We start from the raw sequence: 16,942 nt of genomic DNA, 5'->3' as shown, positions 1-16,942 counted from the left end.
TTTTCTTGAGCCTGTCCTGCCCCTCCTACTTCGCGTTATGCTGTGGCACCATCTACAGCGAACCCTAGCCATGTCCAGCCTGTTCCACCCCTTTGAAGGGCTTGCCGCCCAACTCTTACCCCACAGCAGCACCAGTCACAACGACGGCTCTCACGACCAATCGCACTTGCAACGGGTCTGGAAGAACGTCTGTGCGATTCAGGAAAAAGAAGGTGGGGATCTGCGGATTTTGCTGGCCGCAACGGTGCTGCACGATTGCGTTGCAGTGGAGAAAAGCTCGCCTTTGCGCTCTCGTGCATCCACCCTGTCGGCCGAACAAGCGCAGCATATTCTGGGGGCGATGGGCTGGTCCCAGCAAGACTGTGAAGCCGTCGGTCAAGCGATCCAAAGCCACAGTTTTTCAGCGAACATAGCGCCAGCCAGCCTGGAAGCCCGCATCTTGCAGGACGCAGACCGCCTGGATGCCATTGGTGCTTTAGGGATAGCTCGCTGCTTCTACACAGCGGGACGAATGGGATCCAGCTTGTATGAGCCGGAAGATCCACAAGCAGAACATCGCCCTCTGGATGACAAGCGCTACGCGCTGGATCACTTCCCGGCCAAGTTACTCAAACTGGCCGAGGGGTTTCAGACAAAGCGCGGCCAGGAAATCGCGCGTGAACGACATGAACGAATGGAGCGGTTTGTAGAGGAAATGCTGGGGGAGCTGTAAGCCCTAGCTTCTTTCACAACTCCGTATATTTCTTGTTCGTCCCCCGCACCTTATCGGCGGGGTATTTCTGGGCGTTTTTCACCAGCTTGTTGGTGACAGCCTCATTCATATCCACCCCCAGAACGAAGGCCAGACGGCTCAGGTAGATCTGCACGTCAGCCAGCTCATCGCGCACGGCTTGGGCGGTTTTCGGATCGTTACCAACCTCGCGGGACTGGTCTTCTGTCAGCCATTGGAAGATTTCAATCAACTCGCCCACTTCGTTGGTCAGGGCCATGGCCAGATTTTTGGGGCTATGGAATTGGTCCCACTCACGCTCGCGCGCAAACTGGGCAACGGCCTCGTTCAGGCCAGTCAAATTCATCAGGGGGCGTTTTGAGTCTGTCATTCGGTACGTCACTTAAAAAATCTCAATCCAGCGACAGACTCACACAAGGGCTGTGGGATGGCAAGTCTGTTTACGATCTCGCCGCCGCTTTCAGGCTCATCATCAGGCGGTCCAGTGCATTGGCAAACTCGCGCCGGTCAGCCTGGCTAAAGGGGGCCGGGCCTCCGATATCCACGCCGGTGCTGCGCAGTTCTTCCATCATGTCGCGCATGGCCAGCCGCTCGCCGATGCTGTTGGCATCCAGACGTTCCCCCCTGGGGGTCAGGACCAGAGCGTTGCGCTCCAATACCTGTGCGGCCAGGGGAATGTCGGCAGTAATCACCAGGTCTCCGACGCTGGCATGCTGGACGATGTAATCGTCTGCCACGTCAAAGCCCCGAGCCACCTGCACCGCCCGCAGCCAGGGCGATGGCGGGGTACGTAACATCTGGTTGGCCACCAAGATCACGTGGCGGCTCCAACGTTGCCCGGCACGGTAAAGAATTTCTTTGATAACCACCGGACAGGCATCGGCATCGACCCAAATCTGCATGGATTACAGGTCCAGGGCTTGGGCCAGCAGGCGGTCAATCACTTCATGGGTCGATACGCCTTGCTCGGCAGCACGAGCCCGCACGGCATCAATAACAGGTTGAGTCAGCTTCACGGGAAAGGACACCAAACCAGCAGCCTGATCCAGGCGACGCTGTTCGCGCCGATCAGCTGCCGCAGAATCACCAGCAAAGCGTTGTGGCGTACCCGCTTTTTTTACATTGCTCAGCAGTTTGACGGCGCTGAGTTTTTCCATATCGGTGCGTTTCATGGGTTTTCTTTATAAGAATGGGCTGGTTCGCTCAAGGTAAGCGAACAATACGGCAACAAGACCGTTAGCCAGTATGGCTGGCATACTGCGCAGCTTGCGGGAAAATGTCCAGGTTTTTTATGTATACGCCCTGATAATCAACGTATTAGCTTTTGTAAGCAGGCCTGTTTCACCAGGAAAGAGACAAAAAAGCAGCCTCTTTATCGGGTGCCACGTCAGTTTTAAGGGCTACTCAATGCTTGTCTGGCCCGTCAGCCTCAGAAACCGACAAGTCCGGCTCCTAATCAATAGCCACCAGTTACCAGAGCCCAGCATGCACAAAAAAACCCGCCGAGGCGGGTTTTTATTGGCCTGATCGTATCAGTCCTGACGTGCAGTCACTTCTACCAGGTGGTAGCCGAACTGAGTCTTGACGGGGCCTTGCACAACGCCAACGGGGGCGCTGAACACAACCTGATCGAACTCGGGCACCATTTGGCCACGGCCAAATGTTCCCAGCTCGCCGCCCATGCGGGCCGATGGGCAGCTGGAATTTTCCTTGGCCACCTGAGCAAAGTCAGAACCACCTTCGATCGCGGTTTTCAATTCGTTCGCTTTCTCTTCGGTGCTGACCAGAATGTGGCGTGCGGAGGCTTGTGCCATGGTGTACTCCTTTTTTAGAAAATCGTTTGAGCTTAACCCAGAACCATGCCGGAAGCGAAGCCCCCGGCCCTGGTTCTACACCTGCTGTTTCAATTTCAGGCTTAGGCAGCTTTCTTGCGCTTGGCCGCAGCAATGCCATGACCCAAAACAACGATCAGCAAGGCACCCGCCACTTCCGCAGCCAACTTGACCGTGGTGCTGGGCTCACCGAAGTACTCGATGTATTTAACATCTGTCACCAGCATGCCACCTGCAATCCAACCCAGCAAAGCGGCACCCAATGTCACAACCATAGGGAAACGGTCGATCAGTTTCAGCACCAAGGTGCTGCCCCAGATAATAATAGGCACACTCACGACCAGACCAAAGACAACCAGACCGATCTGATGATCCGGATCTGCAGTTTGAGCCGCACCCGCAATCGCGATCACATTGTCCAGACTCATTACAAAGTCGGCAATAATGATGGTCTTGATGGCTTTCCACAAGGTGGCACCACCCTCAACATTGCCGTGCCCATCTTCTTCAGGAATCAAGAGCTTGACGCCGATCCAGACCAGCAGCAAGGCACCGACCACTTTCAGATACGGTACGGCCAGCAAAGTCAGGGCAAAGGCAATCAGGACAACACGCAAGCCAATTGCACCGGCTGTGCCCCACAAAATACCTTTCACGCGCTGTTGGGCAGGCAAATTACGGCAAGCCAATGCAATAACCACGGCGTTATCGCCCCCCAGCAATATATCGATCAAAATGATCTGAAATACTGCCGCCCAACTTATCGTCTGCAAAAACTCCATCATAGGTAAGACCGCCTTTTTATATTGTTTGATTGAACGCTGACGACCATCTTGCAGAACTGTACAACGAAAAAATGACGGGCGTTGTACAAAACAAAAATGGCCTGATCCATTAAGGACACAGGCCATCTCTTTGTGGAGGATGCACCTTGCCCGTTAATGGCAAGGTCTTGCTTGCAACCCTGAGATTGCCCGGGCACCGGGAATACGTGAAAAACACAAATTACCGTGATGACGATGCGCCGGAAAGTAAGCTACTCCCCCTGATAGTTCGCAAGTATAACGATCTTGCGTGAAACAACAAAGCTTTTCGCCGGACATGGCGTTTTTTCGAGGCAAGTTCCGGATCGACGTTGCACGCTCGCCTCACGCTCTGGTCGATCTGATTGGCCGCTACGACTTCAGCAAGCAGTTGACAGCCACCTTGAACATCAACAATCTGTTCAACCGCAAATATCTGAGCGCACTGGATCAGACCTTCTACACCGGCTACTACGGTGCACCGCGTAATGCCATGCTGAACCTGCGTTACTCCTTCTAAGCAGCGCAGGGCCAGGTCGTAAAAACGGCTCCCGATCTCTGGATTGCCTCCAGGAATCGGGAGCCGCGCTCAACAAGGCCACCCTGTTATTGCACAGCCGGGATCAAAGGCATTTCAAGGCGCTTAAATCGCCCGTGTACGGAAAGCGCAGCTCTTCATAAGCGAAGGGCTGAAAGTGCACGGTCAGGCCGTCTGCATTGGGTAAGATCACCGCATAGCTGGCCGGCTCAAACGTGGACGTGGCCGCCCCTTCTCGTTCCAGATCCAGCTCGTGCTGGTGATTGGTGCCGCTGACCGTCACAAAATGCAGCCCATTCCACACGCCGCTGGCGCAGCGATGCACATGGCCGGAGAACAAATGCACGGGTGCGGGATGCGCTTTCAACACAGGCAAGAGCTCCGGCGCATTGCTCAAACGCAGCCAATCCATGGACGGGTACTGCAGGGCCGGCAAAGGATGGTGCGAAAACAGCATCACCGGCCCACTATGCGCGGCCAGTTCCTGCTGCAACCACTCCAGACGACGTGTACACAAATAGCCGTTGGTGTAGCCATCCTCCAAAGTATCCAGATAAATCAGACGCCAATCCCCCCTGGTGTCGGCATGCTGCACAAAGCCGGGCAAATCGGTTGCGGCCTGTGGAAACACGCTGTGAAACGCGCTGCGGCTGTCGTGGTTGCCCATCAACAAACGCACAGGTGGAATCAAGTCCTGCAGGCCTTCGCGCAGGCGCTCATAAGCACGTGGATGACCGGCATGGGTCAGGTCACCGGTCAGCACACACAAGTCTGCATCAGCATGATGGCGGTTCACGTGCTGCACACAGCGACGCAAGCGATCCAGAGGGTCCGAGCCAAACAACAGGCCATCGGGCGGGGTAATGTGCAGATCCGAAAACTGGATGATCTTCATCAGAATTCCTTAACGAATGCCGGCGCGTAAAAAGGCCTGCATGAACTGCTTTTGAAACAGCAGAAAGCCCAGCAACAGCGGCAAGATAGTCATTAATGTGGCGGCACTGATCAGAGAGATGCTGACACCACTTTCCGGTGCGCCAAACAGGGATAAACCCACTGTCAACGGCCGGGTGTGGTCAGAGCTGCTGATCACCAAGGGCCATAGAAAATTGTTCCAGTGCGTGGACACCGACACCAGGGCATAAGCCAGGTACACAGGCTTGACCAGCGGCACATAAACACGCCAGAGCACACCCAGACGGCTGCATCCTTCCAGACGTGCCGCGTCCTCCAGCTCACGCGGCACTTGTTTGAAAGCCTGACGCAACAAGAACACACCAAAGGCACTGGCCATATAGGGCACACCCATGCCCCAGACCGTGTCCGTCCAGCCCAGCAAGGCCACCATGCGGTAGTTTTCGACAATCAGCACTTCAGGCAGGATGAACAACTGCAAAAGCAGCAGCATGAACAGAAACTGGCTGCCAAAGAAACGAAAGCGGGCAAAGGCGTACGCGGCCAAGGTACACAGTACAAATTGACCGACCAGAATGGTCACGACCAGTACCGTGGTGTTGAAGATGTAGCGCAGCCAGGGCGCACGGTCCCAGGCGGCGGCAAAGTTATCCAAAGTCCAGCCTGCGCTCCAGTCAAAACTCAAGGCGGCGGACGGGTCACGAAACGCAGCCCAGCACGCGTACAGCAAGGGAGCAATCCACAGCAAGGCCAAAGCGTGCGCCCCCACTGTGTCCAAAGATGGCAAACGCAGCGGGCGGCCAGGAGCAGTCAAAACGGTGTCCATGTTCATCATTGGTAATGCACGCGTCGTTCAGCGTAGCGGAATTGAAAAATAGCGACGGCGCCCAGCCCCAGCAAGAGCACAACCGTCAGCACGGCGGCGCTAGGCGTATCCATATAGGCAAAGGCGGTTTCCCAAATCCAGTACAGCATCAGCTTGGAGGCGTTATTGGGGCCACCTTTGGTCAAGATAAACAGGTGATCAACCAGCTTGACCGAGTTGATCAGCGCATTGATCAAAATGAACAAGGTTGTCGGTGCCAGCAAGGGCAGGAGTACGCGACGGCCATACTGCCAGCGCGTCGCCCCTTCCAGGCGGGCAGCATCACGCAGTTCGGGCGGAATGGTTTGCAAGGCCGCCAGATAAAAGATCATGAAAAAACCGGCCTCTTTCCAGATCGTCACCACCATGACTGCCCCCAAGGCGGTTTGAGGCTGGCCCAACCAATTGGTGGCGCCACCGCCAAACAGCTTGGCAATCTGGTCCAACAAACCCAGATCCGGCGTGTAGAAAAACAGCCATAGGTTCGCAGCGGCAATCATGGGCAACATGGTGGGCGTGAAATACGCGCAGCGCACCCAGGCCCGCATACTCATGGCCCGGTTGGCCCACAAGGCCATCAGCAAGGCCAGTGCCATGGATACCGGGATCACAATGGCGGCGTACCAAAGATTGTTCTTCAAAACCAACCAAAAGGTCGGGTCTGCCAGCATGGCATCGTAGTTATCCATGCCCACAAACTGGGCGGGACGACGAGCCGTACCTTTGCTCAACAGGCTGGACCAGAACGTGTGCAGCGCCGGGATAAAGGCAAACACGCTTAGCAGCACAAACAGCGGCGTCAACAAGAGGTAAGCAAATACCCACTCTTTACGCAGCACACGTAATGGTTCAGCCATTCCTGCACCTGCTTAGTTGAAAGGACGCAGCAGACGGTCTGCGGCAGTCTGGGCTTGATCCAACGCGTCCTTGGGCGTTTTGGCATTGGTCAACACGGCTTGCACGGCATTGGACAGCAGCTCACGAACCCGTGCTGTCTCGTAAGTGGCAAACTCGGGCGAGGCCACAGCCAGTTGATCACGGGCGACCAGTGCCTGCGGGAAGGTCTTGGCGTATTCGACCAAGGCCGGCGTTTCATAAGCGGCGGGGCTGACACCCACATAGCCCGTGGCCATGGACCACTTGGCAGCACGCTCGGGGGCCGTCATCCAGCGCACAAAATCCAGAGCCGCTTTTTTCTGCTCGTCGTTAGCGCCCTTGAACAGGTAGAAGTTGCCACCGCCAGTAGGCGAAGCGGCTTTTTCCTTGGCAGGCAGCATGGCAACGCCAAAGTCGAACTTGGCTTCATTCTTGACGGCTGTCAGGTTGCCCGTGGTGTGCCACATCATGGCCGTCTTGCCCTGAACAAAAGCCTGACGCAGCGTGCCCCATTCGATGGTGCCGGTGGGGCTGACTTTGTGCTTGTAGGCCAGGTCATGGAAGAACTGCAAGGCTTCTACCGACTTGGGGTCATTGAAATAGACCTGAGTGCCTTCTTCATTCATCAACTGACGGCCATTTTGCAAGGCCATGGCCTGGAACATCCAGTAGGGGTAGCCGGTCGAGGGGATCATCAAACCGTGGTGCTGATCGTTGGTCAGCTTCTGGGCGGTTTGCACCAACTCGTCCCAGGTTTTAGGTGCTTGATCAGGATTCAGGCCCGCTGCGCGGAACATGTCCTTGTTATAGAACATGACGATGGTAGAGCGCTGGAACGGAATGCCCCAGACCTTGCCTTCCAAGGTGCCATTGGCCATCAAGGCAGGGTAAAAGCTTTTCAGCCAATCCTGGCTGGAGGCGTCCTGGGCCACATCGCTAAAGGCTTCAACCAGACCTTGTTCCACCAGATCATGGGTGTCCAGTGCGCCCAATACAGACAACTGCACCGGCTCGCCTGCGCGCAGGGCCGACAAGGCGCGCACACGGGTTTCATCGTAGTTGCCGGAGTACACGGCCTTGACCGTGACTTCCGGATTTTGGGCCTGGTAGTCCTTGATCATGCCATCGACCACATCGGTCAATGGACCACCCACGGCAATGGGGTAATACATGGTCAATTCCACTGCGCTATGGGCAGTAGCGCCCAGGCTCATCAACAAGGCGCTGGAGGTAGCAAGCAAACAATTCTTCAACATGGGTAGACTCGCAGTACGTTTAGGGAAGAACAGCAACAGGAGCAGCAGTCAGAGCATCCGCAGACGGTGTCGGCAGGCGAGCCCCGCTGTCCTGGTTAAAGTAAAAAGCGTGAACGGGATTCCAGCTCAAACCACAGCGAGCGCCCGCCTGGACGCTGCGGCTGTGCGGCGCGCGCACGATCAGGGTATGGCCGTCATCAAGCTGCACATACACATAGGCATCAGCCCCCTGAAACTCCTGATGCACTACGGTGGCGGCCACATGCTGTTCGCCCGCTTCGTGCAAATTCAGGTTTTCGGGGCGCACGCCCACCAGCACACGATGTGGCTGGTCGTACTGACGACGCGACGGCCACAGTTCCACGGGAACATGGTCGCTGTGAATCATCATCATGGGCGGGCTGCCAATAAAACCGGCGGTAAAGACACTATTGGGCTGGCCGTACAAATCCTGGGCACTGCCCTGCTGCTCGATATTTCCAGCATTGAGCAACACCACGTGATCAGCCATGCCCATGGCTTCGGTCTGGTCGTGGGTAACGTAGACCACGGTCAAACCCAGACGCTGCTGCAAGGAACGGATTTCATGGCGTACGGTATGGCGCAGCTTGGCATCCAGGTTCGAGAGTGGTTCGTCCATCAAACAGATGCGATGACCCGACACGATGCTGCGTGCCAGCGCCACACGTTGCCGCTGTCCGCCCGAGAGCTGACCCGGCTTGCGCTCTTCCAGCCCCTCCAGATTGGTCAAGGCCAAGGCTTCGCGCAGACGCTCTTTTTGTTGTTGACGATCGGCACGCCGTACTTTCAGACCGAACAAGATGTTGTCGGCCACATTCAGATGCGGGAACAAGGCGTAGGACTGGAACACCATGCTCAGGCCACGCTTGGCAGGCTCCATATAGGTGGCATCCTGACCATTGATCAAGAGACGACCCTGATCGGGTGTTTCCAACCCAGCAATGATGCGCAGCAAAGTGGATTTTCCGCAGCCCGACGGCCCCAGCAAGGCCGTGAACTTGCCTTCCTGAATGGACAGATCCATCTGCTTGAGCACGGCCTGCTCACCCCAGGCTTTGCCTATGCCTTGCAACTCGATAGCGGCGCGACTCATGCCTGCACCTCATCGGCAATCACCACCTGAACGCGCGCCGGAATCTGCTCGCGGTAAGGCTCGGGAATAGGCTGGTCACTGACCAGAATATCGACATCATCCAAAGAGCCGCTACGCACAGGCGCACGACGGCCAAACTTGGTGTGATCCAGCACCAGGATCCGCACCCGGCAATTACCGCGCAGGGCTTTGTGGCAATCGGACTCGGCCATATCAAAGTCCAGCAAGGCACCGTCCGAATCAAAGCCCCCTACCCCGGACACGCCAAAGTCGGCCTTGAAGCTGTTGAACAGGCGCTCGGCACCGGGGCCCAGAATTTCAGGATTGGGTTGACGCAGCTCACCGCCTGTCAGCACCACGCGGTGACTCATATTGTGAGACAGGGCCAAGGCCGCGCTGATGTTATTGGTGACCACGGTTAAGTCACGATGATCGGCCAGCGCCAAGGCAACTTGTTCAGGAGTGGTGCCAAAACCCAGCAGCAGACTGGCACCGGGAGGAATCAGTTGGGCAACCGCTCGCCCGATACGGGCCTTGGCTTGCAAATGGGTAATGCGTCGCGTCTGAAAAGGCGCATTGCGCTCGACCACGTTCAGCTCGGCACCACCATGACGGCGGCGCACCAGATCGGCTTCATACAAGTGGTTCAGGTCGCGCCGTATGGTCTGGGGTGTCACCCCGAAATGTGCGGCCAAGCCATCGACTGACACGGCCCCTTGGGCGGCCAGCAAATCCACAATAATGCTTTGCCTGACAGATAGGTTCATAACACGGCATCTAGGTTTCGTTTGAATACCCGGCAGTGTAAGAACGCGACGTTACGACTCGGTGACGCTCAGATGAAAGTTTTATGACGCCAAAATGTTCATATGAACATTTTGGCGTCTGAACCGGGCAGCCAGGCTGCCCGGATGTCTTGCCTGCAAACGGCCTTACTCCATACCCTGCAGCAAGGCGCCCATTAACAACTCCGGACCATGACCATGATCCGTCGAACCCGCCTCATGAGCCTGATGCTGCCACTCATTCAAAAAGCGGGAAATCATCTCTCCAGTCTGTAACTGGCTAAGCCGTTCGCCCTCTGAGGCTGCGCCCTGCTCATAGATCAGTTTGCCTCGCTTGATCGTCTGAATGACCTCCAGGGTCGACAACTGCTCGGGATCAACCGCTGTCGGATCCTGAGACAGAACCACAAAGTCCGCCAACTTACCCGGCTCAATCGAGCCTTTCTCCTTTTCCTCAAAATGCTGGTACGCCGGCCAGATCGTCATGGCTTTCAGTGCCGTTGGCACATCCACCCGCTGATCCGGGCCCAGGATGTCTCCGGATCGGGAACGACGCGTGACCGTGGCTGACAACACACGCATCGAATTCGGAAAGGCCACCGGGGCATCATGATGCGAAGAGAACATCAGGCCATGCTCGCGCACCCAGCCAGTGGGAGAAATATTATCGGCATTGACCGGCCCCACCGTGCGGTCACGGTGCCAGTCCCCCCAGTAAAAGGTGTGCATGGGAAACAAGGACGGAAACACATCCAGCTCGGCAATGGTAGCCACCTGATCCCGACGCAAGAACTGCCCATGAATCAGTACTGCGCGACGATCCTGCGGGCCGTATTTCTCGCGTGCGGTTTTAATTGCCGCCAGCAGCAGATCTGATGCTCCCTCGCCATTGGAGTGCGTCAGAATCTGTATTCCATTCTTAAACGCCCAATCCACCGATTCAAACACCTGATCAGGCGTTGCGGCCACGTAGCCCCGATAATCGGCACGGTAACCGGCAGGCGGGTTGTAGTAAGGACGATCACGATAGGCGGTAAAGCCTTGTGGCGAGCCATCAATGGTCAACTTGGCACCGGCCACCCGAAATCCGTCGGTGTACTCCCGCGATGCGTTGCGTAGAATAAAATCCCGATCCTGCAAGATATCCACATACGTGGCGACATCAATATCAATCTTGCCGGCCTTGGCTGCCGCTTGCATCAAAGGAACGATGCTGGAGGTTGCCCGCCCTTCCTGCCCGGTTGTATACCCATAGCGTTTGAGCAGATCGGTTCCGGCCACAAACAAAGCCTGAGCCTGCTCTGGCGTGAGCTTGCCCATCTGACTGGCCACCCCGGAGAAAAACGCCATTTCCTCCAGCACCCCATTCGGTTGCTGACTGCCCTCTTCCCGACGGATCACGCCACCCTCCGGATTAGGGGTCTGGGCCGTAATACCCGCCATTTCAAGTGCCTTGCTGTTCAACACCCCAATATGACTGGACTGGTGAATGATGACGATGGGCAATGACTCAGAGACCGCATCCAGATCATGACGGGTGGGATGCCGCTGCTCCGCCAACTGGGCATCGTCGTAGCCAAAACCCAGAATCAGCCCGACTTGCCGGGTCTGGCTTTGTTCATCAAGCCACTGCTTCAGCGTTTCCTGCAAACTCTTGATGTCTTTCACTTGGCCGTCGGGGGCCGCCAACAAATTGGCTGACATGGCTTGCACGCCAATCATGAACGCATGCCCATGCGCATCAACAAAACCCGGCAGCAATGCCTTGCCTTGCAAGTCAATCGTATCCGTCCCGGTGCCTTTGTAAGCCTGCATCGCCTGCAGTGTGCCTACATCCAGAATACGGCCATCTTTGATCGCCACCGCCTCTGCGGTCGGCTGATGATCGTTCATCGTCAGCACCGGCCCCCCCATCCAGATTTGATCAGCGACTTGCGCCGACCAGACCGGTGCACTCAGCAAGACGCTCCCGGCTAGGACATGTACTTTCAATCTGCGTTTGAACGACATGCGCTCCCCTTTTTTGCTTAGCAAAAGTTGTCGATTCTTTTAATTTGCCACAAAAAGCTACATACCGTCCTGCTTTATCTTCACGCAGCGACACATTCGATAGGCATCGAACACCCGCAATAAACCATCTGTTGCCATGACCCATTGCCTGAACAAGGTCACCCTAGAAAGCCTTCTCGCCCTCCCTCAAAGCGCAATACGGCCATGCCTTCACAACTGAACCATGAACGTATCAAACTCACGTAAAAAGGCCTGAGCGCGGTGCAATACCGGACTCAGGCCTTCGGACCTTGATATTCAAACGGCCCAAGCTCTTGAGATCAGTTCAACAGCAAGGGGGTATGAAACCAGTACAACCATTAAGGAGTTCGGATCCGTGTCCGCACCATGTAAGCCCCGATCAGGATCAGCAAAAACGGCACTCCAAACAACAGGGTGTAATGGAAGATATCGATGAACCAGGTCGTCACCAAAATCGCCACAATGCCAATCAGACCCAACAAGGTGCCAATCGGATAGGCGGGCATACGAAAGCGTAGTTGCACACCATCCTGAGCCACACGACGGCGAAAGAACAGATGGGTCAGGAAAATCATGCCCCAGGTGAACAAGGCGCCAAACATGGACAAGGCAATCATCACCGGAAAGGCAGTTTCCGGATTGTAGGCATACACCACTGCAGCCACAGCCACACCGCTGGCCGACAAGGCCAGCGCATTCAAAGGCACACCATTGCGAGCCACTTTACCCAGCGCCGCAGGCGCATCACCGGCACGCGACAGGCTGAACATCATGCGGGTCGAAATGTAGAGCATGCTGTTCATGGCCGACAAGGCCGCAATGATCACGATGAAGTTCAAGATGCTGTCGGCATAAGGGATGCCCACGGACTGCATCACCGTAATGAAAGGACTGGTGGTGCCCTCTGCAACCAGCACCTGCCAAGGCACCAGCATCACGATCAGAGACAAGGACAGCAGGTAGAAAATGATCAAGCGCCAGATCGTGGCCTTGAAGGCCTGACGCACGGCTTGCTCGGGGTTTTCGGCCTCACCCGCCGCCACGGCAATCATCTCGATACTCAGATAACTGAAGATAGAAATAATCACACCCACCCACACCCCATACCAGCCATTGGGCATGAAGCCACCCTGGCCGAACAGGTTTTCCTGCACCTGCGCGGGCTTGTAATAACCCGTCAACATGCCGATGGCCAGCACGATGAACGCAATAATCGCAAACACCTTGATCAGGGCAAACCAATACTCCACCGAGCCAAACGCCTTGACGCTGTAAGCATTGACCGCGATCAGCACAGCCGAGAAAAAGACGATCCAGATCCAGGGCGAGACGTCCGGGAACCAGAACTTCATGTAGTCCGCCACCGCCGTTACCTCGGTGCCCACCGCCAGAACAATGCAGGCCCAATAGCTATAGCGCACCAGAAACCCGGCCAGCGGATGAATGTAGAACTCCGCATAGGCCCCAAAGGAACCCGATGTGGGATGTTCCACGGTCATCTCGGCCAGGCAACCCATCAGGACCAGCGCGATAAAGCCGCCAATCACATAGCTCAACACCACACCGGGACCGGCAAAACCAATAGCAAATTTGCTGCCCAGGAACAAGCCGGTACCAATAGCGCCCCCGATCGCAATCATGCTCATTTGGCGGGCGCTCAGTTTTTTATGCAGCCCGGCTTCGCGCGATTGAATTTGCTCAAATCGACTCATGTCTCCTCCTTATAATTATTTTTCTGTCGTTGTCATCAAGTCACCTTGGAGCGTGTTTTGTAAGCCGGCTTGTCCCATTCCTTATTCGCAAACACGGCCTTGATGTGTTGCACGGCCTGCCAGATATCCACAAACGACAAATACAAAGGCGTGATTCCAAAGCGCATGACTTCGGGCTCGCGGTAGTCCCCAATCACGCCACGGGCGATCAGGGCCTGGATGGCGGCATAGCCTTGCTCGTGCGCAAAGCTGACATGGCTGCCACGGTAGTGATGATCACGTGGGGTCACCAGACGCAGGCCAAACTCGGCACATTCCTGTTCCACCAGAGCGATGAACAAGTCTGTCAGGGCCAGGGATTTACGGCGCACGGCTTGTAAATCGGTTTGCAGGAACACATCCACACCACAAGCGACCAGGCTCAAGGACACAATGGGCTGAGTCCCGCACAAAAAGCGCTCGATACCATTGGCCGCTTCGTACGAAGGGCTCATCGCAAAGGGGTGCTTATGCCCCCACCAGCCAGACAGAGGCTGACTGATCTGGCTCATCAGCTCAGGGCTCACCCACAGCAGGGCCGGTGCGCCCGGACCGGCATTCAGGTACTTGTAGGTGCAGCCAATGGCAAAGTCCGAACCGCTGTCTTTAAGCTCGATCGGCAAGGCGCCCGCAGAGTGGCACAAGTCCCAGATCACCAGACCCTGGTGCTCGTGCACCAGCCGGTTGGTCGCCTGCATATCGTGCAGGTAACCCGTGCGGTAGTTCACGTGGGACAGCACGACCACGGCTGTTTCAGCATTGACCGCGGCTTGCAGCTCTGCCGGCTCATCAATCAGCTCCAGCCTATAGTCTTTGCCGAAGAAGGCGTTAAACCCTTCAATGATGTACAGATCGGTAGGGAAAGAGTCGCGCTCGGCCAGAATCACTTTCTTTTCCGGATGGCGTTCTTTTTGCAAATTGACGGCGGCAGCCAGCACCTTGAACAGGTTCACGGAGGTGCTGTCGCTCACGATGGTTTCGCCTTGACCGGCACCAATCAGGGGCGACATCTGGTCGCCCAGACGCACCGGCAAGGTCCACCAGCCTGCCTTGTTCCAGCTATTGATCAGGTCGGTGCGCCATTCCTGGCCAATCACTTCCTGGGCGCGCTCCATGGCATGCCGGGGCATGGCCCCCAGGGAGTTTCCATCCAAATAAATCGTATTGGGCGGCAGGTCAAATTTGGCCTTAAAGGCAGCCAACTCATCGGCTTGATCCCACTGCTCACATTGCGGCAAAGTAATCATGTTCATGCTCCTCGATTCTGCTTTTTACGTCATTTAGTCTAGCATCGAGGCTCTGGCGAATTATTCCAAATCAATCAGGATTATGCTTAAATCTGGAAGAAAATTCGATTCTAAAAACATATAAACATAGATAATTCTAAAACATGAGACTAGACGAGACAGACTTGAAAATCCTGCGCCTTTTGCAGGGCAACGGCAGGCTTAGCAACCAGGAGCTGGCTGACCTGATCGCCCTTTCTCCGTCCTCCTGCCATCGGCGGGTAAAGATTCTGGAGCAAGAGGGCTTGATCGAGAGCTACAGCGCCAATCTCAGTGCGAGCAAGCTGGGTTTTGCCATTGAGGCCTTTGTGGAAGTCAATATTGCGCAGCTCAACGAGAGCGAACATCAGTACCTGAGCAAGGCATTAGCCAACATGGATGAAGTGCTGCATGCCTACATCGTGACCGGGCAGGCGAACTACATGCTGCATATCCGCACGCGCAACTTCGAGACCTTCTCTAATTTTGTGGTCCACAAGCTCAACACGCTGCGCGGCGTCACCAAAATCCATTCACAGATTGTGCTGTCTTGCATCAAGGCCAAAGGGCAGCATTTGCCTGTGTAAACCGCAGTACCGACAAGGTCTGGGTTGGCACCAGCACCGGATTTCAGATGTAGTTCAATTTGAAGCGTCGTTTGAAATGCTCGCTGCGCCACCAGCCCTTGCCACTTTGCACCGGCTTGCCATCGGTATCGAACAAGTCGATACGCTGCACGATCACGGCCTGGTTTTCCTTGATCCACAACTGCTTGGCCATCTCCGCCGACGCATTGGCCATACTGATCTCCTCTTGGGCATGCTGGATGGGCACAGCCAGCACGCAGGTCAACATCTCCACCATGGTGCGTGTTTCCAGTTCCTGCACCAGGATGCGTTCGCCGATCGAGCGCAGCAAGTAGTTTTCCGCCCAATACAAAGGAACAGCCGACTTGTAGCGCACCGCCTGCAGCTTGTAGACCGGTTCATCGGACGCAAAGAACTCGGCAATCTCGGCAGGGGGGGCCACCAAGGACCAGTTGGCAATACGGGTGGTAGTGTCTTTGCCCAGTTGCACCAGATCATTGATGGAGCCTAACTCCCAGGAGCCCGTCTGTTTGCGCTCCAGCACAAAAGTGCCACGGCTGGCAAAGCGTTCAATCAAACCGTTGCGCGTCAGTATCGCCAGACCTTGGCGAACCGTAATTCGGCTGACGCCAAACATTTCGCCCAACTCCGCTTCGGTCGGCAAGCGGTCCCCCGGTTTCAGACGACCGTTCTGGATATAACGGGTCAGCTTGTCGGCAAGCTGTTCATAAAGTGGCTTTGTACTCACTGTCTTATCTCGTTCTTATAGATGGCAAGGCGTTGCTGCTTGGCTCCCGATGCACTGCGTTCAGCAAGCATCAGGCCCGTTGCTTGGCGGCCCGCAAGCAACATCGTTTACGCCCGCTCCAAGAGCCCCTTGATCAAGAACATTTCAGCCTCATGCACACAAGAGATTTGCTCCCACGCGGCATCGCTCTGCGTTGCCAGCCTCCAGGTCAACAGGCTCACCACACATTTGTCCGCGCCCAGTTTAAGGACCTCTCCCGGAATCACACGCGACATGTTCCGAAACTGCATGCTTTCCTTGCTGGTGCCGACGTCGTAATCAACCTGGAAACGCTCGGTATCTACATTCAGACGCACATACGTGTCCTGACCGTTAAAGACCGATGTGCCCTTGAACAGACCCGGCTCCACCTCAGTGCGATTGGCACTGCCCCAGGCCCACTGACCTTGCTGGATGCCATCGGACATGATGGCAAACGCGATTGGCGCGGACCGCTCAACCAGGATGCTGCTGGAATGACAATGTGGATCTTTCATTTACTGTCTCCTGTGGTGTTTGACTATTGTTATGACAATAGAGGCATTGTCATGCCAATACTGACGTGAAGCCAGACGGGAAAACACGTAGGTACTCACTCACTCGTCCTGGGTAGCCCAAAAAACCACTCACTTTCCCGAAGGACAATCAGCGGTTGTAGAAGCAGGCGACACCTCAGGTCGGCAGAAGAACACCATCTGGCGCCCCAATTAATTGGGCGACACCCATTTCTGGGTAACGGCATGCAGCCCCCATGCAAGCGCAGGACAGGATATTGCTCTGCGATCAAGCCCAGCAAAGGCATTAACT

Annotated in this window: 18 protein-coding genes and 1 pseudogene; 3 read left to right on the top strand and 16 right to left on the bottom strand. The window is 55.8% G+C overall.

All coding sequences use genetic code 11. The features are described 5' to 3' along the window. Positions 1 to 70: 70 nt before the first annotated feature. Positions 71 to 712 (top strand): HD domain-containing protein, encoded by a 642-nt coding sequence (locus tag LNA76_RS09475; RefSeq protein ID WP_108728762.1) that lies wholly within the window; start codon positions 71 to 73, stop codon positions 710 to 712. Between the two features lie 13 nt (positions 713 to 725). Here LNA76_RS09475 and LNA76_RS09470 read toward each other — a convergent pair whose 3' ends face one another. The 5 genes and pseudogenes from LNA76_RS09470 to LNA76_RS09450 all read right to left on the bottom strand — a co-directional run bounded on the left by LNA76_RS09470 (position 726) and on the right by LNA76_RS09450 (position 3,347). Continuing rightward, the gene (locus tag LNA76_RS09470; RefSeq protein ID WP_094195525.1) at positions 726 to 1,100 is read right to left on the bottom strand and encodes a nucleotide pyrophosphohydrolase; all 375 of its coding nucleotides are present in this window, start codon (positions 1,098 to 1,100) and stop codon (positions 726 to 728) included. A 70-nt stretch (positions 1,101 to 1,170) separates the two neighbouring features. Next, positions 1,171 to 1,632, bottom strand: a complete 462-nt coding sequence (locus LNA76_RS09465; RefSeq protein WP_230018969.1) for a YaiI/YqxD family protein — start codon at positions 1,630 to 1,632, stop codon at positions 1,171 to 1,173. Between the two features lie 3 nt (positions 1,633 to 1,635). After that, the gene (locus LNA76_RS09460) at positions 1,636 to 1,902 is read right to left on the bottom strand and encodes a hypothetical protein (protein ID WP_121737888.1); all 267 of its coding nucleotides are present in this window, start codon (positions 1,900 to 1,902) and stop codon (positions 1,636 to 1,638) included. 360 nt (positions 1,903 to 2,262) lie between these two features. After that, positions 2,263 to 2,547 (bottom strand): annotated as a pseudogene (locus tag LNA76_RS09455) (peptidylprolyl isomerase); the annotation flags it as partial. Positions 2,548 to 2,645: 98 nt separating this feature from the next. After that, entirely contained in the window at positions 2,646 to 3,347 is a 702-nt protein-coding gene (locus LNA76_RS09450; protein ID WP_230018967.1) for a TerC family protein, read from the bottom strand. A 289-nt stretch (positions 3,348 to 3,636) separates the two neighbouring features. On the opposite strand from LNA76_RS09450, the gene LNA76_RS09445 reads away from it, so the two are divergent. Continuing rightward, positions 3,637 to 3,885 (top strand): TonB-dependent receptor, encoded by a 249-nt coding sequence (locus LNA76_RS09445; RefSeq protein WP_230018965.1) that lies wholly within the window; start codon positions 3,637 to 3,639, stop codon positions 3,883 to 3,885. 103 nt (positions 3,886 to 3,988) lie between these two features. Here LNA76_RS09445 and LNA76_RS09440 read toward each other — a convergent pair whose 3' ends face one another. The 9 genes from LNA76_RS09440 to kynU form a co-directional block, all read right to left on the bottom strand. After that, positions 3,989 to 4,798: a phosphodiesterase gene (locus LNA76_RS09440; RefSeq protein ID WP_230018963.1), complete on the bottom strand. Its 810-nt coding sequence runs from the start codon at positions 4,796 to 4,798 to the stop codon at positions 3,989 to 3,991. A gap of 9 nt (positions 4,799 to 4,807) precedes the next feature. Then, positions 4,808 to 5,650 carry a carbohydrate ABC transporter permease gene (locus tag LNA76_RS09435; protein WP_094195519.1) on the bottom strand — a complete coding sequence of 281 codons (843 nt, stop codon included), beginning with the start codon at positions 5,648 to 5,650 and terminating at the stop codon, positions 4,808 to 4,810. After that, complete coding sequence (locus tag LNA76_RS09430) at positions 5,650 to 6,540, bottom strand: carbohydrate ABC transporter permease (RefSeq protein WP_094195518.1); 891 nt, start codon at positions 6,538 to 6,540, stop codon at positions 5,650 to 5,652. The genes LNA76_RS09435 and LNA76_RS09430 overlap by 1 nt, the downstream gene beginning before the upstream one ends. 12 nt (positions 6,541 to 6,552) lie before the next feature. Then, positions 6,553 to 7,815 carry an ABC transporter substrate-binding protein gene (locus tag LNA76_RS09425; RefSeq protein ID WP_230018961.1) on the bottom strand — a complete coding sequence of 421 codons (1,263 nt, stop codon included), beginning with the start codon at positions 7,813 to 7,815 and terminating at the stop codon, positions 6,553 to 6,555. Positions 7,816 to 7,834: 19 nt separating this feature from the next. Then, positions 7,835 to 8,929, bottom strand: a complete 1,095-nt coding sequence (locus tag LNA76_RS09420; protein WP_230018960.1) for an ABC transporter ATP-binding protein — start codon at positions 8,927 to 8,929, stop codon at positions 7,835 to 7,837. Beyond that, a complete protein-coding gene (locus tag LNA76_RS09415) occupies positions 8,926 to 9,696 on the bottom strand; it encodes a DeoR/GlpR family DNA-binding transcription regulator (protein ID WP_094195515.1) in 771 nt (256 codons plus the stop codon). Before LNA76_RS09415 ends, LNA76_RS09420 begins: the two co-directional genes overlap by 4 nt. 165 nt (positions 9,697 to 9,861) lie before the next feature. Then, positions 9,862 to 11,724 carry an amidohydrolase gene (locus tag LNA76_RS09410; protein ID WP_230018958.1) on the bottom strand — a complete coding sequence of 621 codons (1,863 nt, stop codon included), beginning with the start codon at positions 11,722 to 11,724 and terminating at the stop codon, positions 9,862 to 9,864. 359 nt (positions 11,725 to 12,083) lie between these two features. Then, positions 12,084 to 13,457 (bottom strand): amino acid permease, encoded by a 1,374-nt coding sequence (locus tag LNA76_RS09405; RefSeq protein ID WP_230018957.1) that lies wholly within the window; start codon positions 13,455 to 13,457, stop codon positions 12,084 to 12,086. A 35-nt stretch (positions 13,458 to 13,492) separates the two neighbouring features. Beyond that, positions 13,493 to 14,743, bottom strand: coding sequence for a kynureninase (gene kynU / locus LNA76_RS09400; protein ID WP_230019182.1), 1,251 nt, complete (start codon positions 14,741 to 14,743; stop codon positions 13,493 to 13,495). A gap of 143 nt (positions 14,744 to 14,886) precedes the next feature. Between kynU and LNA76_RS09395 the strand changes: the two genes are divergently transcribed. After that, a complete protein-coding gene (locus LNA76_RS09395; RefSeq protein WP_094195511.1) occupies positions 14,887 to 15,348 on the top strand; it encodes an Lrp/AsnC family transcriptional regulator in 462 nt (153 codons plus the stop codon). Between the two features lie 43 nt (positions 15,349 to 15,391). On the opposite strand, the gene LNA76_RS09390 is transcribed toward LNA76_RS09395, so the two are convergent. After that, positions 15,392 to 16,096 (bottom strand): GntR family transcriptional regulator, encoded by a 705-nt coding sequence (locus LNA76_RS09390; protein WP_230018956.1) that lies wholly within the window; start codon positions 16,094 to 16,096, stop codon positions 15,392 to 15,394. A 107-nt stretch (positions 16,097 to 16,203) separates the two neighbouring features. Beyond that, complete coding sequence (locus tag LNA76_RS09385) at positions 16,204 to 16,632, bottom strand: hypothetical protein (RefSeq protein ID WP_108728178.1); 429 nt, start codon at positions 16,630 to 16,632, stop codon at positions 16,204 to 16,206. Positions 16,633 to 16,942 lie beyond the last annotated feature (310 nt).

Source organism: Alcaligenes sp. MMA (assembly GCF_020907215.1).
Classification (GTDB): Bacteria; Pseudomonadota; Gammaproteobacteria; order Burkholderiales; family Burkholderiaceae_B; genus Alcaligenes; species Alcaligenes aquatilis.
Note: the sequence above shows the minus strand (reverse complement) of the source record. Positions and strands in the feature narration are given on the sequence as shown.

Coding starts and splice junctions, on each gene's coding strand:
- LNA76_RS09465 (WP_230018969.1), bottom strand. CDS start 1,632: ATGCAGATTTGGGTCGATGCCGATGCCTGTCCGGTGGTTATCAAAGAA.
- LNA76_RS09395 (WP_094195511.1), top strand. CDS start 14,887: ATGAGACTAGACGAGACAGACTTGAAAATCCTGCGCCTTTTGCAGGGC.
- LNA76_RS09425 (WP_230018961.1), bottom strand. CDS start 7,815: ATGTTGAAGAATTGTTTGCTTGCTACCTCCAGCGCCTTGTTGATGAGC.
- LNA76_RS09415 (WP_094195515.1), bottom strand. CDS start 9,696: ATGAACCTATCTGTCAGGCAAAGCATTATTGTGGATTTGCTGGCCGCC.
- LNA76_RS09430 (WP_094195518.1), bottom strand. CDS start 6,540: ATGGCTGAACCATTACGTGTGCTGCGTAAAGAGTGGGTATTTGCTTAC.
- LNA76_RS09385 (WP_108728178.1), bottom strand. CDS start 16,632: ATGAAAGATCCACATTGTCATTCCAGCAGCATCCTGGTTGAGCGGTCC.
- LNA76_RS09470 (WP_094195525.1), bottom strand. CDS start 1,100: ATGACAGACTCAAAACGCCCCCTGATGAATTTGACTGGCCTGAACGAG.
- LNA76_RS09420 (WP_230018960.1), bottom strand. CDS start 8,929: ATGAGTCGCGCCGCTATCGAGTTGCAAGGCATAGGCAAAGCCTGGGGT.
- LNA76_RS09475 (WP_108728762.1), top strand. CDS start 71: ATGTCCAGCCTGTTCCACCCCTTTGAAGGGCTTGCCGCCCAACTCTTA.
- LNA76_RS09435 (WP_094195519.1), bottom strand. CDS start 5,650: ATGAACATGGACACCGTTTTGACTGCTCCTGGCCGCCCGCTGCGTTTG.
- LNA76_RS09450 (WP_230018967.1), bottom strand. CDS start 3,347: ATGATGGAGTTTTTGCAGACGATAAGTTGGGCGGCAGTATTTCAGATC.
- kynU (WP_230019182.1), bottom strand. CDS start 14,743: ATGATTACTTTGCCGCAATGTGAGCAGTGGGATCAAGCCGATGAGTTG.
- LNA76_RS09440 (WP_230018963.1), bottom strand. CDS start 4,798: ATGAAGATCATCCAGTTTTCGGATCTGCACATTACCCCGCCCGATGGC.
- LNA76_RS09460 (WP_121737888.1), bottom strand. CDS start 1,902: ATGAAACGCACCGATATGGAAAAACTCAGCGCCGTCAAACTGCTGAGC.
- LNA76_RS09405 (WP_230018957.1), bottom strand. CDS start 13,457: ATGAGTCGATTTGAGCAAATTCAATCGCGCGAAGCCGGGCTGCATAAA.
- LNA76_RS09410 (WP_230018958.1), bottom strand. CDS start 11,724: ATGTCGTTCAAACGCAGATTGAAAGTACATGTCCTAGCCGGGAGCGTC.